At 42.9% G+C, this 19,560-nt stretch carries 17 protein-coding genes; 8 read left to right on the forward strand and 9 right to left on the reverse strand.

The genetic code is table 11. The features are described from left to right. Positions 1-257: 257 nt before the first annotated feature. The 7 genes from MAE_RS18440 to MAE_RS35225 form a co-directional block, all read right to left on the reverse strand. Positions 258-1,751: a thymidylate synthase gene (locus MAE_RS18440; protein WP_002758795.1), complete on the reverse strand. Its 1,494-nt coding sequence runs from the start codon at positions 1,749-1,751 to the stop codon at positions 258-260. Positions 1,752-1,755: 4 nt separating this feature from the next. Beyond that, positions 1,756-2,379: a dTMP kinase gene (gene tmk / locus MAE_RS18445; protein WP_012266919.1), complete on the reverse strand. Its 624-nt coding sequence runs from the start codon at positions 2,377-2,379 to the stop codon at positions 1,756-1,758. A gap of 25 nt (positions 2,380-2,404) precedes the next feature. Beyond that, positions 2,405-3,790 carry a dihydrolipoyl dehydrogenase family protein gene (locus MAE_RS18450; RefSeq protein WP_012266920.1) on the reverse strand — a complete coding sequence of 462 codons (1,386 nt, stop codon included), beginning with the start codon at positions 3,788-3,790 and terminating at the stop codon, positions 2,405-2,407. Positions 3,791-3,806: 16 nt separating this feature from the next. Continuing rightward, the gene (locus MAE_RS35830) at positions 3,807-3,935 is read right to left on the reverse strand and encodes a hypothetical protein (RefSeq protein ID WP_269453932.1); all 129 of its coding nucleotides are present in this window, start codon (positions 3,933-3,935) and stop codon (positions 3,807-3,809) included. A 156-nt stretch (positions 3,936-4,091) separates the two neighbouring features. Further along, positions 4,092-4,727, reverse strand: coding sequence for a bifunctional phosphoribosyl-AMP cyclohydrolase/phosphoribosyl-ATP diphosphatase HisIE (gene hisIE / locus MAE_RS18455; protein ID WP_002764104.1), 636 nt, complete (start codon positions 4,725-4,727; stop codon positions 4,092-4,094). A gap of 538 nt (positions 4,728-5,265) precedes the next feature. Next, entirely contained in the window at positions 5,266-6,147 is an 882-nt protein-coding gene (locus MAE_RS18460; protein ID WP_002758800.1) for a glycosyltransferase family 2 protein, read from the reverse strand. A gap of 244 nt (positions 6,148-6,391) precedes the next feature. Then, positions 6,392-7,123 carry a PEP-CTERM sorting domain-containing protein gene (locus tag MAE_RS35225; protein WP_231859652.1) on the reverse strand — a complete coding sequence of 244 codons (732 nt, stop codon included), beginning with the start codon at positions 7,121-7,123 and terminating at the stop codon, positions 6,392-6,394. 364 nt (positions 7,124-7,487) lie between these two features. Between MAE_RS35225 and MAE_RS18470 the strand changes: the two genes are divergently transcribed. The 4 genes from MAE_RS18470 to thiS all read left to right on the forward strand — a co-directional run bounded on the left by MAE_RS18470 (position 7,488) and on the right by thiS (position 12,814). Further along, a complete protein-coding gene (locus tag MAE_RS18470; protein ID WP_012266922.1) occupies positions 7,488-9,146 on the forward strand; it encodes an IS1634 family transposase in 1,659 nt (552 codons plus the stop codon). A gap of 1,358 nt (positions 9,147-10,504) precedes the next feature. Next, complete coding sequence (locus tag MAE_RS18475) at positions 10,505-11,116, forward strand: IS607 family transposase (RefSeq protein WP_012266923.1); 612 nt, start codon at positions 10,505-10,507, stop codon at positions 11,114-11,116. A gap of 282 nt (positions 11,117-11,398) precedes the next feature. Further along, positions 11,399-12,415, forward strand: a complete 1,017-nt coding sequence (locus MAE_RS18480) for a thiamine phosphate synthase (RefSeq protein ID WP_012266925.1) — start codon at positions 11,399-11,401, stop codon at positions 12,413-12,415. A gap of 189 nt (positions 12,416-12,604) precedes the next feature. Next, on the forward strand, positions 12,605-12,814 hold the full coding sequence (gene thiS, locus MAE_RS18485) for a sulfur carrier protein ThiS (protein ID WP_002751314.1): 210 nt from the start codon (positions 12,605-12,607) through the stop codon (positions 12,812-12,814). Positions 12,815-12,847: 33 nt separating this feature from the next. Here thiS and MAE_RS18490 read toward each other — a convergent pair whose 3' ends face one another. Then, complete coding sequence (locus tag MAE_RS18490; protein ID WP_012266926.1) at positions 12,848-14,056, reverse strand: RNA-guided endonuclease InsQ/TnpB family protein; 1,209 nt, start codon at positions 14,054-14,056, stop codon at positions 12,848-12,850. A 237-nt stretch (positions 14,057-14,293) separates the two neighbouring features. Here MAE_RS18490 and MAE_RS18495 point away from each other — a divergent pair, with 237 nt between their 5' ends. The 4 genes from MAE_RS18495 to MAE_RS18510 all read left to right on the forward strand — a co-directional run bounded on the left by MAE_RS18495 (position 14,294) and on the right by MAE_RS18510 (position 18,145). After that, positions 14,294-15,430, forward strand: a complete 1,137-nt coding sequence (locus MAE_RS18495; protein WP_012266927.1) for an anhydro-N-acetylmuramic acid kinase — start codon at positions 14,294-14,296, stop codon at positions 15,428-15,430. Further along, entirely contained in the window at positions 15,427-16,197 is a 771-nt protein-coding gene (locus MAE_RS18500) for a peroxiredoxin-like family protein (RefSeq protein ID WP_012266928.1), read from the forward strand. The genes MAE_RS18495 and MAE_RS18500 overlap by 4 nt, the downstream gene beginning before the upstream one ends. A gap of 221 nt (positions 16,198-16,418) precedes the next feature. After that, positions 16,419-17,600, forward strand: a complete 1,182-nt coding sequence (locus tag MAE_RS18505) for an RNA-guided endonuclease InsQ/TnpB family protein (RefSeq protein ID WP_012266929.1) — start codon at positions 16,419-16,421, stop codon at positions 17,598-17,600. Between the two features lie 233 nt (positions 17,601-17,833). Then, the gene (locus MAE_RS18510; protein ID WP_012266930.1) at positions 17,834-18,145 is read left to right on the forward strand and encodes a ferredoxin; all 312 of its coding nucleotides are present in this window, start codon (positions 17,834-17,836) and stop codon (positions 18,143-18,145) included. Positions 18,146-18,355: 210 nt separating this feature from the next. On the opposite strand, the gene hemC is transcribed toward MAE_RS18510, so the two are convergent. After that, positions 18,356-19,315: a hydroxymethylbilane synthase gene (hemC, locus tag MAE_RS18515; RefSeq protein ID WP_012266932.1), complete on the reverse strand. Its 960-nt coding sequence runs from the start codon at positions 19,313-19,315 to the stop codon at positions 18,356-18,358. Between the last annotated feature and the right edge of the window lie 245 nt (positions 19,316-19,560).

Here is a 19,560-nt window from a genome sequence, read left to right on the forward strand (position 1 = left end):
TTTCCTAGTCGAGACAGGAGACAGGAGACAGGAGACAGGAGACGGGAGACAGGAGACGGGAGACGGGAGACGGGAGACGGGAGACAGCTATTAGGGATCGGATTTGAGTTTTCAGTTCACTGTTTCCTCACACCAGAAGTCTGACGGATTAGTGGCTTAGATGTGTAATTAATTTTGCTTAGGTACTTAGAAGTTTCCTACTGTCTTTTCACTGTTTACTGTTTATTGTTCACTGTTCACTGAAACTTCCCACCTATCTACTGGTCTTGAATATAAGGCTGATTATTTTTGATACAATTGTATGCCTTTTGTAACTCGATTCCCAGATAACCGATATGTTCGGGAATAATTGCGGGATTGGTAGCGGCAAGCTCGCGGATTAATTTGAGGGGATTTTTGCCTTGATAACAAGCGACAACTTCCCCGCTGCCGGGGGTAGTTTGTTGGACAAGAATTTGTTCTTTTTCCACAGAAATCAAAAAGTTACCGCTAGGGTCAAAAAAATCGCGCTGATTGACAATTTTATCGTACTGGGTGGCGATTAATCGTTCGACATTCTCCCAAGTATCATCGTATATATGGGCCGATTGACTAATAGTAATCAATGGACCCAAGGTTAAATTATACTGGGAGCGTTGATTGATTTCTTGGCAAATATGTTGCTGTAAAGCGCGCAATCCCATGGCATTTGCCGGCCAAGCGGCAAACATATCATTACTTCTAAATATTGCGGTGAGAGATAATTCATTTTCCACCACTCGCACCCAAATATGATTTAAACAGGGACTACCTCCCTTTTCGTGGTCTTTCACATCCCAGAGGGACATAACTGCACTGGCTGCGTCAATTTCTGAGATTAATTTATTAATAACCTGTGCAATTTGGTCTCGGCCAAACCAAGAGCGCAATCTTTGACCGTAGGTGTATTTAACTCCTTGGTGTATAGGGGAATCATCGAGAATTTGTCCGATATATTCGGTGAGAAAAGCTCTATCTATAGGCAAATAATTAGGTTCAGGAAAATAAAAGTCTGGGGGTTCATTGGTGACAACGGCCATTAAGTCAATTAATTCTTGCCATTTACCATCATATCCTGTCGGTCTAATTGTGCCGGTGGTTTTAATCTTTTGGAGAATTTTTACCCAAGTTTCGGCAATAGTTTTTCCTTCAATCCGATGACCGTATCTTGTCCCGGGTAGCAAAGAAGGAAGATTTTCTGAGATAGGAAAGGTTAATGGTTTTCCCCAAGTTGGTAAGGGGGATTGTTTTGCATAATTTTTGACAGTTTCAATCGCTTCTGGGATGGATTTAACTGGTTGATATTGAATTGATTGACGCAATTTTTCGAGAATTTCTCGGTCAATTTCTTTGTCAATATATCCAGTGGTAGAAGAATTAATTAGCCAACATTCTTTACCTGTGTCACTTTTTCCTAACTGGAATCCTTGACTAAAAAAATCTAGCAAACATTGACAGCTACCGGAGTTCTTATCTTCCTTAGTTGCGTTGAGAATAACTAAGTATCTAACGTGGGGATTTGCTATTAAGTTTCTCAGCAGGGGACTAATTCCTCTGGTGGGACTATAAAGATTACCAATCACCGCGTATTGGTCGGGATTTAAATGTTTAGCAAGGGACTGTTTTACTGTCCATCCCGTGATAATTGCTGTTTGGCCGTGACCGCAGATTAATTGATTGGGTTTATAGTGGGGTTGGTAGGTGAATTTAGGGGTGGTTTCTGTACTAAGCATGGATTTAAATTAATCGTTCAAGATAATTAATAATATTTCGGTGAAGGTTTTCTATTGTATCACTACCATCCAGTTGTAAACAATTATCTTTATATTCTTTAAATATCTGGATAAACATTTGACGAACTTTCATTAATTTTTCTTGTTTTTCGTACACTTCTGTGATAGCTCTGTTTTTAATTCTTGCTAGAGAAATATCGGGAAGAACATCGATATAAATAACTATATCTGGATTGGGAAAATGTTGATTTAACTGCCGCACAAAAGCCAATTCTTCGGGATTATTGCAATTGTAGGCCAGGGAAGAAAAATAATAACGAGTAGTGATAACGTGGGTTTGTTCTTGGTGAATAAGTTTAAAAACGCCATCGTGATCATTATATAAGTGATCATGGCGATCAGCTGCAAATAAATAGGCCATTTGTCGGTCAAATTGATTTTGATCTTTGATAGAAATAAGATTAGTTTGCATTATTTCTCGAATCAAACGACCGATAACTCCCTCGGAAGGTTCCGGACTTAAAACTGCTTTTTCCCCTCGCTTTAAAAAATATTCTTGTAAGAGTTTTGCTTGGGTACTTGTTCCCGATCCATCAATACCTTCAAAGACAATAAATTTCGGTTTCATAATTTAATCTTCCTTCTCAATCTAATTATCTGAATAATTGTTTTAGCCAAGTTAACCAAGATTTTTTCGGGGGGATTAATTGCGTCATTTCTCCGATAATCTCTCCCATACTTCCCCAAGCATAAATATTTTTATTGAGGGATTGTATGGTTAAATTTTCTTGGAAAGCTAAACTGATAATACTAATCATTTCCTCTGCTTGATTACCGACTATTTGCGCTCCCAGTATTTTACCATCTTGTCGGTAGATTAATTGACAAAATCCCGTGGTTTCCCCCCAGATTTGCTGTGGGACCATATTTTTAATTGGATAGTTGATCATCTTTACCTCCTCACCATAGCTGTCCTGAGCTGCTTTTCCAGTTAAACCCACCCAAGCAATAGCAGGATCAAAAGCAATAAATGAGGGAATTTGCTCGGGATTAAAGTTAAATTTTTCTCCCGTGAGCAGATGCTTGACTAACCCAAAAGCAGCCCGGTGATTTAAAGTAGGATCGGGATAATTATTTCTGAGCAAATTTAGGGCATAAATGCGGGAATTATCGGTTTGGAATTGCTGATTAACCCTAATTAATCCCTCCTCTAGTTTAACTCCCACCCCGGCCAAATTTAATCCCTGTTCATTGACTTGATAATTACCGGCAAAAATGAGATCATCAACTTCGATAACACGATTGCCTAATTGTAACCATTTTTGACCCTCGATCGCTTTCACTTGACTAGGACAATAGCCTGGTAAAATCTTAATTCCTTCCGCTTCTAAAATGGCAGTAACTAAATGGGAGATTTCCCGATCAATATCCGGCAGTAGATAATTATCCTCGATAATTAAGCTAATTTCTTTCCCCAAACGTCGGAGAATTTGCGCTAAACTCACAGCCATGCTGCTGTTGCCAATAATCGCTAAATGTTGTCCCAACTTGTCTAAATTTGGCCCTTGCCAAAGGGTTTGAGCGGTAAAATAATTAACCTCATCTAAGCCGAAAATTTTCGGGACTTGCAGATAAAAACCCGTGGCGATAAGATAGTGTTTAGCCAACAATTGCCGACCATTAACCACAAATCCTAAATGGGGCAACCGAACAAATTCCCCCCCACCCGGGATAACATCTATTCCTTCCGTGGCTAATCTCGCTAAAGAATGATGTTTATTAATAGTTTTATCTACTTCCTCTAACCATTGCCGCAACCGTTGCCATTGGGGATAAATGGCCGTTTCTTGCCAATGATTCAGCAGTTTATAGAGATGGATAATTTGGCTGTAGCCCTTGCTAAAAATGTCCTCAGATGCCTCTAAATTGCCGCTATAAGGCTGTTGCACTAAAGCCACCCTTTTTTTGAGGTGAACAGCCAACAAAGCCGCTTCTATCCCCGTAGGAGTGGCACCAATAATTACTAAGTCGTAAACCACAAATATAAAGTAGGAGTCAGGAGACAGGAGTCAGGAGACAGTATTCAGGAGTCAGGAGACAGTATTCAGGAATCAGGAGACAGTATTCAGGAATCAGGAGACAGTATTCAGGAATCGGAAACTTAACACTTAAGTAGGGAGGCACAATTATTTGTAGGATGGGTTAGCGGTAGCGTAACATAATCGGGCGTTGGGTTTCATGCTTCAACCCAACCTACGTTCATCTTATATTTAATTCCACCCACCCACTTAAAACTCAAATCTGATAACTGATAACTGATTACTGATAACTGATAACTGATTACCGGCGCCGGTCTTGCAGTTTTTTATAGACATCTCGCAGGGGGACTTGATGATGGGCGAGAGCGACGAGGGTATGATAAAAAAGATCGGCCACTTCTGAGGCAATAGCATCGCCATCATTATCTTTGCAGGCCATGACCACTTCTGCCGATTCTTCGCCGATTTTCTTGAGAATTTTGTTATCTCCCCCGGCCAAAAGTTTACAGGTGTAGGATTCCGGATGAGGATCGTCTCTGCGATCGCAAATTACCTTAAACAATTCCGAGAGGGTGTCGGCCGCTGGCGGTGATTTTTGCCAATTTACCTGGTGAAAACAGCTTCTTTCGCCGGTATGACAGGCGATATCACCGATTTGCTCAATAGTCAGCAATATCGCATCACTATCGCAATCGTAGCGAATTTGACGCACCTTTTGGATATGGCCAGAAGTAGCGCCCTTGTGCCATAATTCTTGACGAGAACGACTCCAATACCACGCTTCCCCAGTGGTGAGGGTTTTTTCGAGGGATTCCCGATTCATCCAGGCCATCATTAACACTGTAGCATCAAGATAGTCTTGAGCGATCGCCGGTACTAAACCCTGGGGATTATAAGCGATCGCGTCGAGGGGAATAGCGGAGAGTAAAGAGGACATCAGTTTTTCGCGGTCAAGAATTATGCTGGGATAAATTACCCAAAGCTTAATTATATAGCCTTGAGGAATTCCCCTAAATGGCCGCAGAAAATTACATTAACCGTGAGTGAGGAAAGTTTACATTTCTTAAGATAGACAAGAAAATTTCCGTCCGACCAGTTAAGTAGCTGGTTATAATTAAATTAAAAATGGATTTTAGGTTCGATCCCCCCTGCCCCCCTTGATAAGGGGGGTGCCGATAGGCGGGGGGATCCCCCCTGCCCCCTAGTAGGGCTGATTCATTCTCCGAATCTAATTCTTTTTTTTGCTACCTTTAATCGCTTATGAGGCAAGCAAAGCACGACGTTTTTAAAAATTTTCAGATATTTATTCCAAGAAATCGACTAAAAACGTTGCCAGATAAGGATTTGAGAGAATGACATTTGAGAGAATGAAACGACCCTACCCCAACCCCCCACCCCCCCTTGCCCCCCCGACATCGGGGGGGGTGAGAGAGGTTTGGCTAATCTAAGAATAAGCGGTTTAAATGCGTCTTAGCTTAACAACAATCGGATGTCACCTCGATCGCTTGTTCCGATTCAATGATAATCTGATCATTAACGGTAAAATTCCCAGTTTTGATTTCTTCAGCTTTCAAAAGAATTAAATACTCATAAAAAGCCTGTAATGTACACCAAGCAAAACCGGCTTTTCCGTCCCGGATTCCCCCTAAAATAAAGTACATATACAACCAACGCAAGAGGGGACGACAGGGTAAACGCAGGGATAAATCTTTTAAAGCGCGTCTTCTGGCCACTTCGTTATCACCAAAGAATAAATCCCACCATTTCACCGCACCATTTTCCAATTGAGAGAGAGTTTCTCTTGCTTCATCGCTAGAATAACGATTGTGTTTTTCTATCCAGCGACTTAAACCTTTACTACAGGTGTAATGGGGATAGGTTTCTTGCAGAAAACCGGTTGCTCCCAGACAAACTTCTCTTTCCGTGTGACCATAATCGGAAAACCAGACCTGTCCTTTTTTCAATAAACGCAATTGATAGCGGGGATACTGGGTACTGTGACGAATCCATGTTCCCATAAACATCACTCTTTCGGCCGCATAATAACCCACATTATCTGGGGATTTTATTACCTGTAAACATTCTCGGAATAACTCCGGGGTCATCCGTTCATCAGCCTCTAAAATATACACCCATTCGTGTTTAGTGGGAATGGAACGTAACATCCAGCTGCGTTGTTCTCCGTGACTTTCAAAAGCGTGTTGGATGACACGGACGGGATAACGTTGGGCAATTTCTACAGTGCGATCGTTACTAAAGGAATCCACCACAATAATATCATCAGACAGTTGTGCCGATTCAATGCAGGCGGCGATATCGATTTCTTCGTTATGGGTAAGGATGTAGATAGAGAACATGGGCGATTTTTATAGGGTGATGGAGGTTGGGGGTTGGGGGTTGGGGTGTTGGGGTAGTGGGGAATTTAGGTGAAATTTCCCCATCTCCCTATTTCCCCATCTCCCTATTTCCCTATCCCCTATTCGCGTTAGAATCAATACTTACAGGGAAAGCTAAAAGCTAGAAAACCAAACAGGGCATCTAACCTTTAGCTATTCTTGTTCAACGTCACAGTTATCAATGTGTGCAAGACATTGGTAACTGTTATTTTTGTTTCTTGAAGCGGGAAACCATTCCTAAACCACCCACTGCCAGAAGTCCGAGGATAGTACCCGGTTCGGGGACTTTGATACCATGTTGAGTGAAGTCGTTAGTGGAAGATTGCAGCAGAGACATGCCACCGTCGCTCATGACCCCATATGTATCGATCACTTTGATGCTTTGAACCATGAAAGGCTCAAGAGTGTCCATGTCCTCAGAGCCGTTTAGGGATTCTAGGGTTAGAAGCGAAGCACCTGCCAGGGTTTTAATCTCCTTGGTAGCCTTATACGTCCCCCCCATTCCAGATATATCTGTATCGAATGAAACAGAGTCGAAATACATCGTGGGGTCGGTAATATCGACTTGGTAGTGCAATTGACCTTGATCACGACCCATGCCCGCTGGATTGTATTGTACAGTCCAAACACCGCCATTCAAGAGGAATGATAGGCCATCGCCGACAGCAACATCGGCAACAACGCTGAAATTGGAGAACACTTTGTCGCCTAGCGCAACGGAATCATAGACCACAGGGGGGGTCAGAATGTCACCGTCATCGTCAATCGCAAGACCATACCCTAACCCCTGAGCGACAAGCACAGCATCGACCATACCGTTGCCTCCAATCAATGGAGGGGTAAAAGTGGCAGCTTGAGCAGGAGCGGCGATAGCGGTGGCGATACCGAGGGTGGCTACACCAGAAAGGATTTTGGTTAATTTGTTGGTTGTCAACATAACTGAATTATGCATCGTTAATTGTGTGTACTATAGCCATCAAAAGAAGTTAAGCAAGCGTTAAGCTCGCTGATAACTTCTTTTGCGACTTGACAGAATTATAGCCCACATTCCGCACCCTCAACTGTCACATAATACCAAATTTCTAAATCCATGACAGACATCCACGCTCGAATGCTTGCCAAGCCGGTGTTCGTTGTGACGCGAATAAAGAAAAATGGTGTAAGCTGTCCCCCTCCAGAGACTTGAGTAAAAATACCTAGCTGGTGAAGGTTTTCTCGGTGGCCGCTAGGGGGGTCTTGAGACCCCTAATTATGAAAAAATAGGAATTGTTGGAAAACTGAGGCGAGTGGACTGTTCGACCATGAATCAATCAACAGAAATTGAAGTCAAAAATCTAGACCATCTGGGATTAGTAGCCGGAATTATCGATGAAATAGGAATCGTTGAAATTATCAACGAACAAGTCTCAATTGAGCGAGGAGAAATTGTCACAGCGGGGCAAGTAGTGAAAGCAATTATCCTGAATGGATTGGGATTTGTCTCCCGAGCCTTGTATTTATTTCCTCAATTTTTTGAAGATAAAGCAACCGAACATCTGCTGGGAGAGGGCATCGAACCCAAGCACTTGAATGATGATAAAATTGGTCGAGTAATGGACAAACTTTATCAACTGGATGTTTCGGGTATTTTCCTACTCATCAGTTTAGCCGCCGTGAAAAAATTTGGTGTAGCAACCGAGAACTCCCATTTAGATTCGACTTCTCTATCAGTAGAAGGAGAATATAAAAAGGAATACCCAACAGTAGAAATCCTGAAATCAGGAGCAGTGGGAGAAGAAATTGAAACCAGACAACAGCCAATAAAAATTACCTACGGATACTCCCGCGACCGAAGACCTGACTTAAAACAATTTATGATTGACTTAATCGTAAGTGGGGATGGAGATGTACCTTTATTCCTGAAAGTAGGGGACGGAAATGAAGCGGACAAAGCGGTTTTTGGTCAAATCGCCCGAGAATTTAAAAAACAAGTTGACTTTGACAGTTTAATAGTCGGCGATAGCGCCCTCTATAGCAAAGAGAATTTAAAACTAATGAAAGAAATGCGTTGGTTGTCTCGAGTACCATTAAGCATTAAAGAGGCTCAAGAGTTGGTTGATAGCATCTCAGAAAAAGAGTTAACCGATTCAGAAATACCGGGTTATTCCTGGCGGGAAACCATCTCTAACTATGGGGGGATAGAACAAAGATGGTTGCTAGTTGAAAGTCAAGCTAGACAAGAATCAGACTTGAAAAAATTAGAGAAAAAAATCGAGCAGGAAAAGAATTCTGCCCAAGAAAAAATCCGGCAACTATCCCGAAGAGAATTTGAGAATAGAGCGGTGGCGTTGGCGATAGCCAAAGGATTATCTGACTCCTTAAAATCTCATCAGTTAACGGAGATTAAAGTCAATCTCATTCCGCCTGAGTCCCAGGGGTCAAAACTCAAATCAAAAGACGATTTACCCTCTCAAAGCTATCAAGTTCAAGCCAAATTAGAGTTGAATTTGACCGCCATTGAGAGGCTAAAGAAACGAGCAGGACGATTCGTTTTAGCAACTAACGATTTGGAGAAACAACGATTAAGCAGTGAGGATATACTCAAAAAATATAAAGGGCAACAAGCTCCGGAAAGAGGATTTTCTTTTCTCAAAGACCCCTGCTTTTTTGCCCACAGTGTCTTTCTCAAATCTCCCCATAGAATCGAGGTCATGGCCATGCTCATGGGCTTGTGCCTGCTGGTTTATACTATTGGTCAAAGACAACTTCGTTTAAGTTTAAAACAGCAGGAGACGGGACTGAAAAATCCGTTGGGTAAGTTAACTGACCGACCGACGTTACGCTGGATATTTCAGTGCTTTCAAGGGATTCATCTCGTCCGTATTCAAGACAATCAAAAGATTAGCAACTTAACGGATGAGAGGCGCAACATTTTGAGATTTTTTCCCAAACCTTGCCAGGAATATTATCTCTTATCTTGACCAGATGGATTGACTTCAAGGGGTGACAAAACAAAGCGAGCAACTGGAACATCTCCCCCTAGATGTTAAGTCTGATTGCCTAGTCATTCTCAACAAGCACTGTTTATTGAGAATGACCGGGGGAACTCTGAAATTTTCGGCTTAGTTGCCGGCAGCTTGCCGCCAACTCACTCCTCTAGATAAGTATTTTGACTCACGCCCCTTCCTCTTTTGAGACGTTGTGACACTTAGGGTGCGGAATGTGGGTTATAGCAAAACTTTTCAAAAAAAACAAGTGTTTTAGAATAGGGTGAGCCCATCTCAAACGCTATTGACCATTGACCAATTTGGTCATCCCCTTGCTGTGTGGGCATTTCAAGCGATACCAGTCAATTAAAACAGTTAGGAACTCTTAACATTTGGTCGATTTTTGCTTAACAATTGAGATGGCAAATTCTCCTCAAATATGCCTGAATCACCCTCTGGGTAAGCAACTCACATAAATCAAGTTCATTTTGTTAAGGATTGTTAAGATGCGCTTCGCTTACCCTGTGTTTTAGAAAATTATGGCTCTTCGGGACTTGGTATGGTTCGATAGGGGGGCATAAATCGACTCAATCCTTATCTGGCAAGAGATTTAATTGATTAGTTCGCTCTAGATCAAAAACAATTGACAAAAATCGCCAAATGTCTTTCTCTATAAGAGTTTCATTCCTTATAATCCTGTACGTTGCATAAGACAAACCGAAGAACCAAAATTATTTTTCGACAGTACCTAGGGTTTGCTGAAAAACTTTTTGCCGCAAACCCTACTTAAAAAAAATCTCTCAATTCTTTACAAAACTTAATCAAGAGAGGTACAATGTATAAAACTTAACAGTTTTGACAGTCAAAACTGGAGTTCGATGGCAATCAACTCCCTAACGGGGAAAGCGGGGGGAAGGCAATTCATCCCTACAGTAACTTCCTTTTGCTCCCACAAAAATGTCACCCCAAAACCCCCGGACAAACTCAGGTTTTAGAAAGACCAAAAATCCCGTTGAATATCTCTATCTAAAGAGGTATGACTAATTTTCCTAAATCATCTATAGTTACCAGCGTAGGGCAATGGCAGTATAAAAGTGGACAACTGACTGTCTAAAGTTGGACGATTCTCTCTCGATAAATTTCTTTAATTAAAACTGGGTTAAGTTAAGTAGTCGGACATAAATTCTGTTCTCTATCTTAAGAAATGTAAATTGCCGCAATTCTTACTGACTCCTGACTTAAAAGTGGCAAGTGGCAAGTGGGGAGAATACACAAAAGCTGTCTCCTGTCTCCTGTCTCCTAGCCCCACCAACAAACTTTTTGCCGCAAACCCTACTTAACAGCTTATATATATGAATACCCTCATCACTATTCGAGAAGCTTCCGATTTACTCGGAGTTAGCATTAAAACCCTCCGGCGCTGGGAACAACAGGGTAAAATTGTCTCAATTCGTACCCGCGGCGGTCATCGCCGATTTCGACCGGAAGATCTCTTACAATCTGGTCAAGCAACCCCATTGATTATTGGCTATGCTCGTGTTAATCGACCTGAACAAAAACCCCAATTAGACACCCAGATAAAAGCGTTAGAAGAATTTTGCCATCAGCAGGGTCAACCCTTTGAAATTCTCACCGATATCGGCGACGGAGTCAGCCACAATCACCCTAATTTTATGCGTCTAGTGAAGATGATTTGTCAGGGTGAGGTGAAATCTCTAGTTTTAACCCATGCGGAAACTATTAGTCTCTTTTGTCATGATTTTATTTTGGGTTTGTGCCGTCTCTTCAAAATCCAAGTCATTATCCTCAATCAAACCCAGGAATCCATTGCAGATGAAGATTTAGTGGACGATCTGCAAGCCCTCATCACCATCTGTTACGATCATCTCTACCCACTACATAACCCGGCTCATCAGCAATTACTAGAATACCTAGGGGCGTTTAAGGATGTCCGTGTGGCTTAAAATTATCCTTGGCCTGGGTTTCTTATCCCTCTTTGTTGGCTGTCTGATGCCGCCTCTACTGTTCCCCGAACCAGGGCCAAGAATAGTAATATTTGAGATGATAAAGAGAATTTGATCCCCCCTTGCCCTAGGGTTGATTCAAGGTAGGGTTGATTCATGAATCAACCCTACCCCTTGCCCCCCTTAAAAAAGGGGGGAAAACCAGGAAAGTTCCCTTTTCCAAGCTGGATTGAGGGGGATCAAATTGGCTGACGGCTATATTGACATCCACATTGACGGCAAATGAAACTAGAAACCACGGCGATTAAACGGATTCTCGATGCTAACCTTGACCGCGCCAGAGAAGGACTGCGAATTATCGAAGAATGGTGTCGTTTTGGCTTAGATAATCCCGATTTAGCCCAAGAATGTAAGGAAATGCGCCATCAATTAGCTAGTTGGCACTCGATCGATCTTAAACGACATCGGGACACGGCCGGCGATATCGGCAGGGATTTAAGCCATCCGAGGGAAGAAATCCGGGAGACTGTCGAGGGACTGCTGCAGGCCAATCTCGCTCGCGTACAGGAGGCTTTTAGGGTTTTAGAAGAATACGGTAAACTCTATGATCTGGAGCTAGGGATAGCCTGTAAACAGCTGCGCTATCGGGTTTATCAGCTAGAGAGTAAACTATTAATCTCGCCACCTCTGGAAAAACTGCAAGCATCTCCCCTCTATCTAGTCACTTCTCCTGCCGAAAATCTGCTAGAAATCGTCGAATTAGCCCTAAAAGGGGGGTTAAAATTGGTGCAGTACCGCCATAAAACCGCCGCTGATACCATTCGTTTAGAAGAAGCCGCTAAACTGTGTGAGTTATGCCACCGTTACGATGCTTTGTTTATTATGAACGATCGCGTCGATATTGCTCAGGCCATTCATGCCGATGGTGTTCATCTCGGTCAACAGGATGTACCGATTTCCCTAGCGCGGCAATTTCTCGGCCCAACGGCAATTATCGGCCGGTCCACCACTAATCCCCAAGAGATGGCCAAAGCAATCCAAGAAAAGGCCGATTATGTGGGAGTCGGGCCGGTTTATGCCACCCCCACCAAAGCAGGAAAAACCCCGGCAGGATTGGAATATGTCCGTTATGCGCGGGAAAATTGCCCTTTACCCTGGTTTGCGATCGGTGGTATTGATAGTAGTAACATTAAAGAGGTTTTAGAGGCAGGAGCGCAACAGGTAGCTGTAGTCCGGGCCATCATGGAAGCGCAGCACCCCGATGTGGTGACACAACAATTATTAGACCAATTAAAGTAGGGTGTGGGTTGTAGGGTGTGGGGTGTAGGGTGTGGGGTGTAGGGTGTGGAAAGAATAAATAAAAATAATCTCCTGTCTCCTGTCTCCTGTCTCCTGTCTCCTGTCTCCTGTCTCCTGTCTCCTGTCTCCTGTCTCCTGTCTCCTGTCTCCTGAATACTCCGATTAATTCATTTGTTCCTATCCAAATCCATGTCAGAAATAACCTTGCAAATTAACGGCAAAACTCAAACCTGTTTACCCGCAACTAAACTACCGCAAATGTTAGAAAATTTGGGCATGAATCCTCGGTTAGTTGCGGTGGAATATAACGGGGAAATCCTCCATCGTCAGTATTGGGAAAACACGGAAATCAAGGAGGGGGATAAATTAGAAATTGTTACTATTGTCGGAGGGGGTTGACACTCCCATCGCTAAAAGCGAGGGATTCTTGGTTCACTGAGTTTCCTTAATCTGGCAGGACGTATCCAACCAAACCAGAGGGAATCTCTCCCCAAGCGTATTAGTTTCCGTGTGTCCCACGGTACTTAGTCCCTTTTTGAGAATGTTGATAGCGGCGTTAATATCTCTATCTTCTACATAGCCACAATGGGTACAAATATGGGTTCTCGTAGATAGAGATTTAGGGACTTTTTGACCACAATTAGAGCAATTTTGACTCGTGTTATGGGGTGGTACTGCTACCGTAACCTTACCATATTTAAATCCAAAATATTCTAACCATTGTCGAAAAATAGACCAAGCCACATCATTAATAGATTTAGCTAGTTTAGAGTTTTTTACCATGCCTTGAACATTTAAGTTTTCGTAAGCGATGAAATCGTTAGATTTAATGACGCGCAATGCCTCTTTTTCGACAAAGCCTTTACGTTGCCTACTTACTCTTAAATGCTTTCTAGCATACCTCTTTCTAGCCTTTTGGTAGTTGTTTGATTGGGGTTGACCTTTTCTAAACTTTTTAGATTTCTTCCGATTCAGTCGGTTTAATCTTTTTTCTGCTTGGCGATAGTATTGCGGTATTTCTACCGTTTCCCCATCACTATTAGCGTAGAAAACTTTTAAACCTACATCCAATCCTACACATCTTTTAGTCGGTTCTAGGGGTTTAGCATATTCCCGAATATCAACGCTTAGACAGAATTGGACATAATAACCATCTGCTCGTTTAACAATCCTAACTCGTTTAATTTGGTCTAGAGGGTAAAAGTTTAAGTCTCTGGTTCCTTTCAGTTTAACCGTGCCAATGTTTTTCTTATCTGTGAAAGTTATTTTCTTTCTATCATCAGATAGTTTCCACCCAGAGTTTTTATATTCCACAGAACGATTATTTTTCTGAAACTTGGGATAACCTTTTTTACCTTTAACCTTTTTCTTACAATTGTCATAGAAACGAGCAATAGCTGACCAAGCTCGTTCGGCCGATGCTTGTCTAGCAGTAGAATTTAGAGTATCGACAAACTTGAACTGTTTGGCGAGAACTGCACAATATTTATTGAGAGAATATTTATCGATTTTGTCTTCTCTCTTGGCATCCATCCAAAGCCTTAATGCTTTGTTTCTGATGAATTGTACTGTACGAATAGCTTCATCAATGGCAGAACACTGACTTGGTTTGACCACGGCTTTCATTTCTAAGACAATCATTGTTTATCGACCTCAAACAACTTATTTTAAGTTAACCTGTAGAGCATCGGATTGTCAAGATTTTAGTTGACATCGAAGCTCTTACATCGAAGCCCCTCGAAATGTGTCGAAATGTGTCGAAATGTCGTGCTTCGCTGTTTTATACTGGTCGGGGTTTCATCCCGTCGCTAAGCGCGAGGGTCTTCACCCCGACATTCAAGATAAAATAATCAACAATCGACACTTGAGGGAAAAAACTTGTTAGTTATCGGTTTAATGAGTGGCACATCGGTGGATGGTATCGATACCGCTTTAGTGGAGATTAGCGGTACAGTGGAATCTCCACAGGTGCAGTTATTAGCTGGAGAAACCTATCCCTATTCCCCCCGATTACGCGAGACAATTTTACAAGTCTGTGGGGGAGAAAAGCTATCTATTGAAGCTTTAGCCAGCTTAGATGATAACATCGCCGCAGAATTCGCCCAAGCCGCTTTAAATATCCAAAAAGAAGCCCCAAAAGCCCAATTAATCGGCAGTCACGGTCAAACCGTTTTTCATCGACCCCCCGCAAACGATCGCCTCGGTTACACGGTACAATTAGGACGGGGAGCAGCGATCGCAAAAATTACCCGTATTCCCACCATTAGTAATTTTCGCGCTGCCGATATCGCCCAAGCTGGTCACGGTGCGCCCCTAGTGCCGAAAATTGACGCTTATCTGCTTTCTCACCCCACTAAAACCCGCTGCGTCCAAAATATCGGCGGTATTGGCAATTTAACCTATCTACCCCCCCGACAAAGGGAAAATTGGCAGCAAAAAATTTTCGGTTGGGATACTGGACCGGGCAACGTCCTCATCGATTTGGCCGTACAATTTTTGAGCCAAGGACAACAAACCTACGACCATAACGGTCAATGGTCGGCCCAGGGTCAACCCTGCTCCGAATTAGTTCATAAATGGCTACAGGAGCCTTATTTTCAACAATATCCCCCTAAATCCACTGGCAGAGAGTTATTTAGCCCCGCCTATCTAGCCCAATTGCGCGAGGATGCCCAAGCTTATTGCCTCAGTGATGCCGACTGGTTGGCTAGTTTAACCGATTTAACCGCCATTTCGATCGCCCACAGCTATCAAACCTTTTTGCCAGAAATGCCCGCGGAAGTGCTGCTCTGCGGTGGTGGCGCTCGTAATGCCTACCTGCGCCAACGACTCCTAGCACATTTGGGGTCAAATGTCAAGCTTTTGACCACCGATGAGGTAGGATTAAATAGCGATTTTAAAGAAGCGATCGCTTTTGCCCTCTTGGCCTATTGGCGCTGGCACAATTTCCCCGGTAATTTACCGCAAGTCACGGGGGCAAAAGCAGCGGTTTTATTAGGAGAAATTTACAGATGAGCAGCAGCTATGAAATATTTTCAACAATTCAACGCCAAAGGGTCAGCGATGGGCAAATAGTGCCAATTTTAAGCGATTGTGCCGATTATAAACGTCTTTTAATTCTTGTTTGGCCGCAATTGGGAGATTTTGATAGTCTCGAATACGCTTGGTGGTTAGAAAAAGAGGCAGCCCTTTGGCAAAATGCCGGGATAACCATTCGTGCCATCGGTATCGGCGATCGCAATTCAGGGTTAAAATTCGCTGAATATACGAAATTTCGGCAAGATTGGCTGTTTGTTGACCCCAAAGCCGAATTACATAATTTATTAGGACTTTATCGCGGTTTATCGCTAAAATTACCTGGGTTTTCTCCCGGGCAAAATGCTTGGTTAAATCTAATTTTTATGTGTGCGGGTGTGGGTAGTCCGGGGACTCTGGCCGAAGTGCTGCGGGGTTATCTTGGCGATCGCAAAGCCCCCCAATTAATTGCCGAGGAGGAAACAATTCAAGCGCGGCCTTTACCACCTTTCCGGGGTTCCCTATTCAATCTTGCTGGGGGTCAAGGTTTTCAGCGACCTTTTGAATTAGCCACCCTGAGACTTCGTAATATGAGTCAAGTTTTGGGCAATTGGTCAACCTATGTCCCCGATAGTAGTTATCTCACCCAACGGGGAGGGACTTTTTTATTTGATAGTCAAGGAAATTTACTCTATGGGCATCGCGATCGAGGTATCTTGGGATTTGCTGAGAATATGAGTTATCCCCTCGCTTTTTTGCGGGATTAAGCTTTTTTCTTCTGCATCTCGCCCACTCCCAACTCTTGACTTTTAGCTTTTCCAGCTGATGGCTAAAAAACTTTAATGTTGTCCGACCACTTATTACCTAAAGATTGATGAAATTATTTGACGATTCATCGAAAATTTTGGGTCTGAAACCCCGCCGTTTTAGGTTGGCTTTGCTGTTAAATATGAGCATCGTTTACGAAATATATGCTAAAATATGAGACATGGAAAAAGCCTATTCTTACCGATTTTACCCAACACCAGAACAAGAGTCGCTATTGCGGCGCACTTTGGGCTGTGTAAGATTAGTTTACAATAAAGCTCTCCACGAACGAACACAAGCATGGTACGAAAAGCAAGAAAGAGTAGGCTACGCTCAAGCTTCTTCAATGTTGACCGATTGGAAAAAACAAGAAGAATTAGACTTTTTAAACGAAGTAAGCTGTGTACCTTTACAACAAGGGTTAAGACACCTACAAACAGCTTTCACTAATTTCTTTGCTGGTCGTACTAAGTATCCTAACTTTAAGAAAAAACATCAAGGAGGAAGTGCCGAATTTACCAAGTCTGCTTTTAAATTTAAAGACAGACAAGTCTATTTAGCTAAATGCACAGAACCCTTACCTATTCGATGGTCAAGACAAATACCAGAAAGCTGTGAACCAAGCACAGTAACAGTCAGATTACATCCCTCAGGACGTTGGCATATTTCAATTAGATTTGATGACCCAACGATTAAGCCATTACCAGTAACAGATAAAGCCATCGGAATTGACTTAGGAATTAGTAGCCTCGTGATTACCAGCGATGGCGATAAAGTGTCTAATCCCAAGCATTTTAACAAGCATTATCGGAGACTGCGAAAGGCCCAAAAAAGCCTTTCTAGAAAACAGAAAGGCTCAAAGAATCGAGAAAAGGCAAGAATCAAAGTAGCCAGAATTCACGCTCAAATCACGGATAGTAGAAAAGACCATTTACATAAGCTAACCACTCAATTAGTTCGTGAAAACCAAACGATTGTGGTTGAGAATTTAGCCGTCAAGAATATGGTCAAAAACCCGAAATTATCTCAGGCAATATCTGATGTAAGCTGGGGAGAAATCACCCGACAATTAGCCTATAAATGCCGTTGGTATGGAAGAAATTACATCGAAATAGATAGATGGTTTCCTAGTTCTAAACGGTGCAGTAATTGCGGGTATATTGCTGAGAAAATGCCGTTAAATATTCGAGAATGGGACTGTCCAGACTGTGGGACTCACCATGACCGAGATATTAACGCCAGTAAAAATATTTTGGCCGCAGGGCTTGCGGTGTCAGTCTGTAGAGCGACCATAAGACCAGAACAGAGTAAATCTGTTAAGGCAGGTGCGAAAAATCCTTCGGGACCCCAAGCAGAAACCTAAATCGTGAGGTTTGGGAATCGCCGTCCGTTTTACGGCGGCGAGGATGTCAACCACAACTATCGGGAGTTATTTACTCAAGAGATAAGTAAATATTATTTTAAGTTTATTTAAGGCTGTCATTACTAATGGTAAGTTGAGCCGGGTAAATTTTCCCGTAGTATCAAAAAGGAAACTCATTCGACCCGTTCAGTCTAAACGGGGAGAGAAGGGATTGTGAGACTGAGGAACAACCTATGGCAAAGAAAATAAAGACAACCACTTATAAAGTCACCCTGAAAACACCCGATGGCGATTATACAATTGATGTTCCCGATAATGAATATATTCTCGAGGTAGCGGAAGAAAAAGGATTAGATTTACCTTCTTCTTGCCGTGCTGGTGCTTGTTCTGCTTGCGCTGGTAAAATCGAATCCGGTAGCGTTGATCAATCCGAGCAATCCTTCTTAGATGACGATCAAATTGAAGCGCATTATGTCCTCACCTGTGTTGCCTATCCTACTTCTGACTGTGTGATCGTCACCCACAAAGAAGAAGATTTGTACTAATTTAACTCAATATTCGGGGATTAGATACTCCAACAATACAACAATAATAGAGCGGGAACTGCAAGGGCGACAGTTCTCGCTTTATTTGTATTTTTGCCTCTTGACTCGACAGTGATACTAAATCCGTTGAGTATAGGCTAGTTATGAGGAGAGGCACTCATGCAAAGGGGAGAATAAATAATCAGTTTATAACTGATCACTGATCACTGATTATCGGCCCACTTCAGCGAAAATCTGGGCTAAAATCTCTCCAGCACCAGCCTCGCGCACTTTATGGGCTAAATCTCGTCCTAAGACTTCCCCATGGCTAGGATCACCGCTAACCGAGTCCTTAATCAGGCGCTTACCGTCGAGACTAGCCACCATACCCGTTAAAGTTAGGATACCATCCTCGATCGCCGTATTCACTCCGATGGGAACTTGACAGCCCCCCTCCAACTCCCGTAAAAAAGCGCGTTCAGCATAGCATCTATCGCGGCTAGGGGCGTGTTCCAACACTTTTAGGACTTCCAAAACCTCCGGATCAGCATCGCGGCATTCTATCCCTAAAGCCCCCTGTCCCACCGCATGGAGAGAAATCTCCGCCGGAATAACCTGATGAACTCGATCGCCTAATCCTAACCTTTCCAATCCCGCTACTGCCAGAATAATCGCGTCGTATTCTCCCGCGTCCAGTTTTGCCAGACGGGTGTTGACATTGCCGCGCACATCTTTAAAAGTCAGATGGGGATAATGGTAACGCAACTGGGCCAATCGCCGCAGGGAAGAAGTCCCCACCACCGCACCTTCCGGTAAAGTGTCTAATTGATAGTCTTGATTTTGGCTATTTACCACCAAAGCATCGGCCGGATTAACTCTTTCCGTGACGCAACCCAAGATTAAGCCTTCGGGCAAATTAGTGGGCAGATCCTTGAGAGAATGGACGGCAAGATCGATCGATCTATCCAACATTCCCACTTCTAGTTCTTTGGTAAATAAACCCTTATCACCGATTTTCGCTAGGGCCACATCGAGAATTTTATCGCCTTGGGTACTCATCGTCTCCACCTCAAACTGTCGATGGGGGTGGTGTTTACTCAATTCTGCCTGTACCCAATAGGTTTGTACTAGGGCTAACTGACTTTTACGCGAACCGATACGCAGGGAACGAGGAGGACTAGAAACGGACATATCTGAAGTAGGAATTTAACTAAACATCTATCGGACTGCTCGATCTAGACTATCCTGATCTCACCCCTGTTGAGTAATCACTTTCTAGGTTAGGCATAAATAGTTACATCTCTTAATATTTTTAGGCAAATAGGGTGAGCATTATTCCCCACTGACAGCAAAGCTGAAAGCCTAGGTTAAAATAGAGGGACAAACGTTGCAACAGGGTCTAACTAATGACAATGTTTGAACGGACAAATTGGCTA

Source organism: Microcystis aeruginosa NIES-843 (assembly GCF_000010625.1).
GTDB lineage: Bacteria > Cyanobacteriota > Cyanobacteriia > Cyanobacteriales > Microcystaceae > Microcystis > Microcystis aeruginosa.

Coding starts and splice junctions, on each gene's coding strand:
- MAE_RS18500 (WP_012266928.1), top strand. CDS start 15,427: ATGAGCAGCAGCTATGAAATATTTTCAACAATTCAACGCCAAAGGGTC.
- thiS (WP_002751314.1), top strand. CDS start 12,605: ATGTCAGAAATAACCTTGCAAATTAACGGCAAAACTCAAACCTGTTTA.
- MAE_RS35225 (WP_231859652.1), bottom strand. CDS start 7,123: ATGTTGACAACCAACAAATTAACCAAAATCCTTTCTGGTGTAGCCACC.
- MAE_RS18490 (WP_012266926.1), bottom strand. CDS start 14,056: ATGATTGTCTTAGAAATGAAAGCCGTGGTCAAACCAAGTCAGTGTTCT.
- MAE_RS18440 (WP_002758795.1), bottom strand. CDS start 1,751: ATGCTTAGTACAGAAACCACCCCTAAATTCACCTACCAACCCCACTAT.
- tmk (WP_012266919.1), bottom strand. CDS start 2,379: ATGAAACCGAAATTTATTGTCTTTGAAGGTATTGATGGATCGGGAACA.
- MAE_RS18510 (WP_012266930.1), top strand. CDS start 17,834: ATGGCAAAGAAAATAAAGACAACCACTTATAAAGTCACCCTGAAAACA.
- MAE_RS18505 (WP_012266929.1), top strand. CDS start 16,419: ATGGAAAAAGCCTATTCTTACCGATTTTACCCAACACCAGAACAAGAG.
- MAE_RS18470 (WP_012266922.1), top strand. CDS start 7,488: ATGAATCAATCAACAGAAATTGAAGTCAAAAATCTAGACCATCTGGGA.
- MAE_RS18460 (WP_002758800.1), bottom strand. CDS start 6,147: ATGTTCTCTATCTACATCCTTACCCATAACGAAGAAATCGATATCGCC.
- MAE_RS18475 (WP_012266923.1), top strand. CDS start 10,505: ATGAATACCCTCATCACTATTCGAGAAGCTTCCGATTTACTCGGAGTT.
- MAE_RS18480 (WP_012266925.1), top strand. CDS start 11,399: ATGAAACTAGAAACCACGGCGATTAAACGGATTCTCGATGCTAACCTT.
- hisIE (WP_002764104.1), bottom strand. CDS start 4,727: ATGTCCTCTTTACTCTCCGCTATTCCCCTCGACGCGATCGCTTATAAT.
- hemC (WP_012266932.1), bottom strand. CDS start 19,315: ATGTCCGTTTCTAGTCCTCCTCGTTCCCTGCGTATCGGTTCGCGTAAA.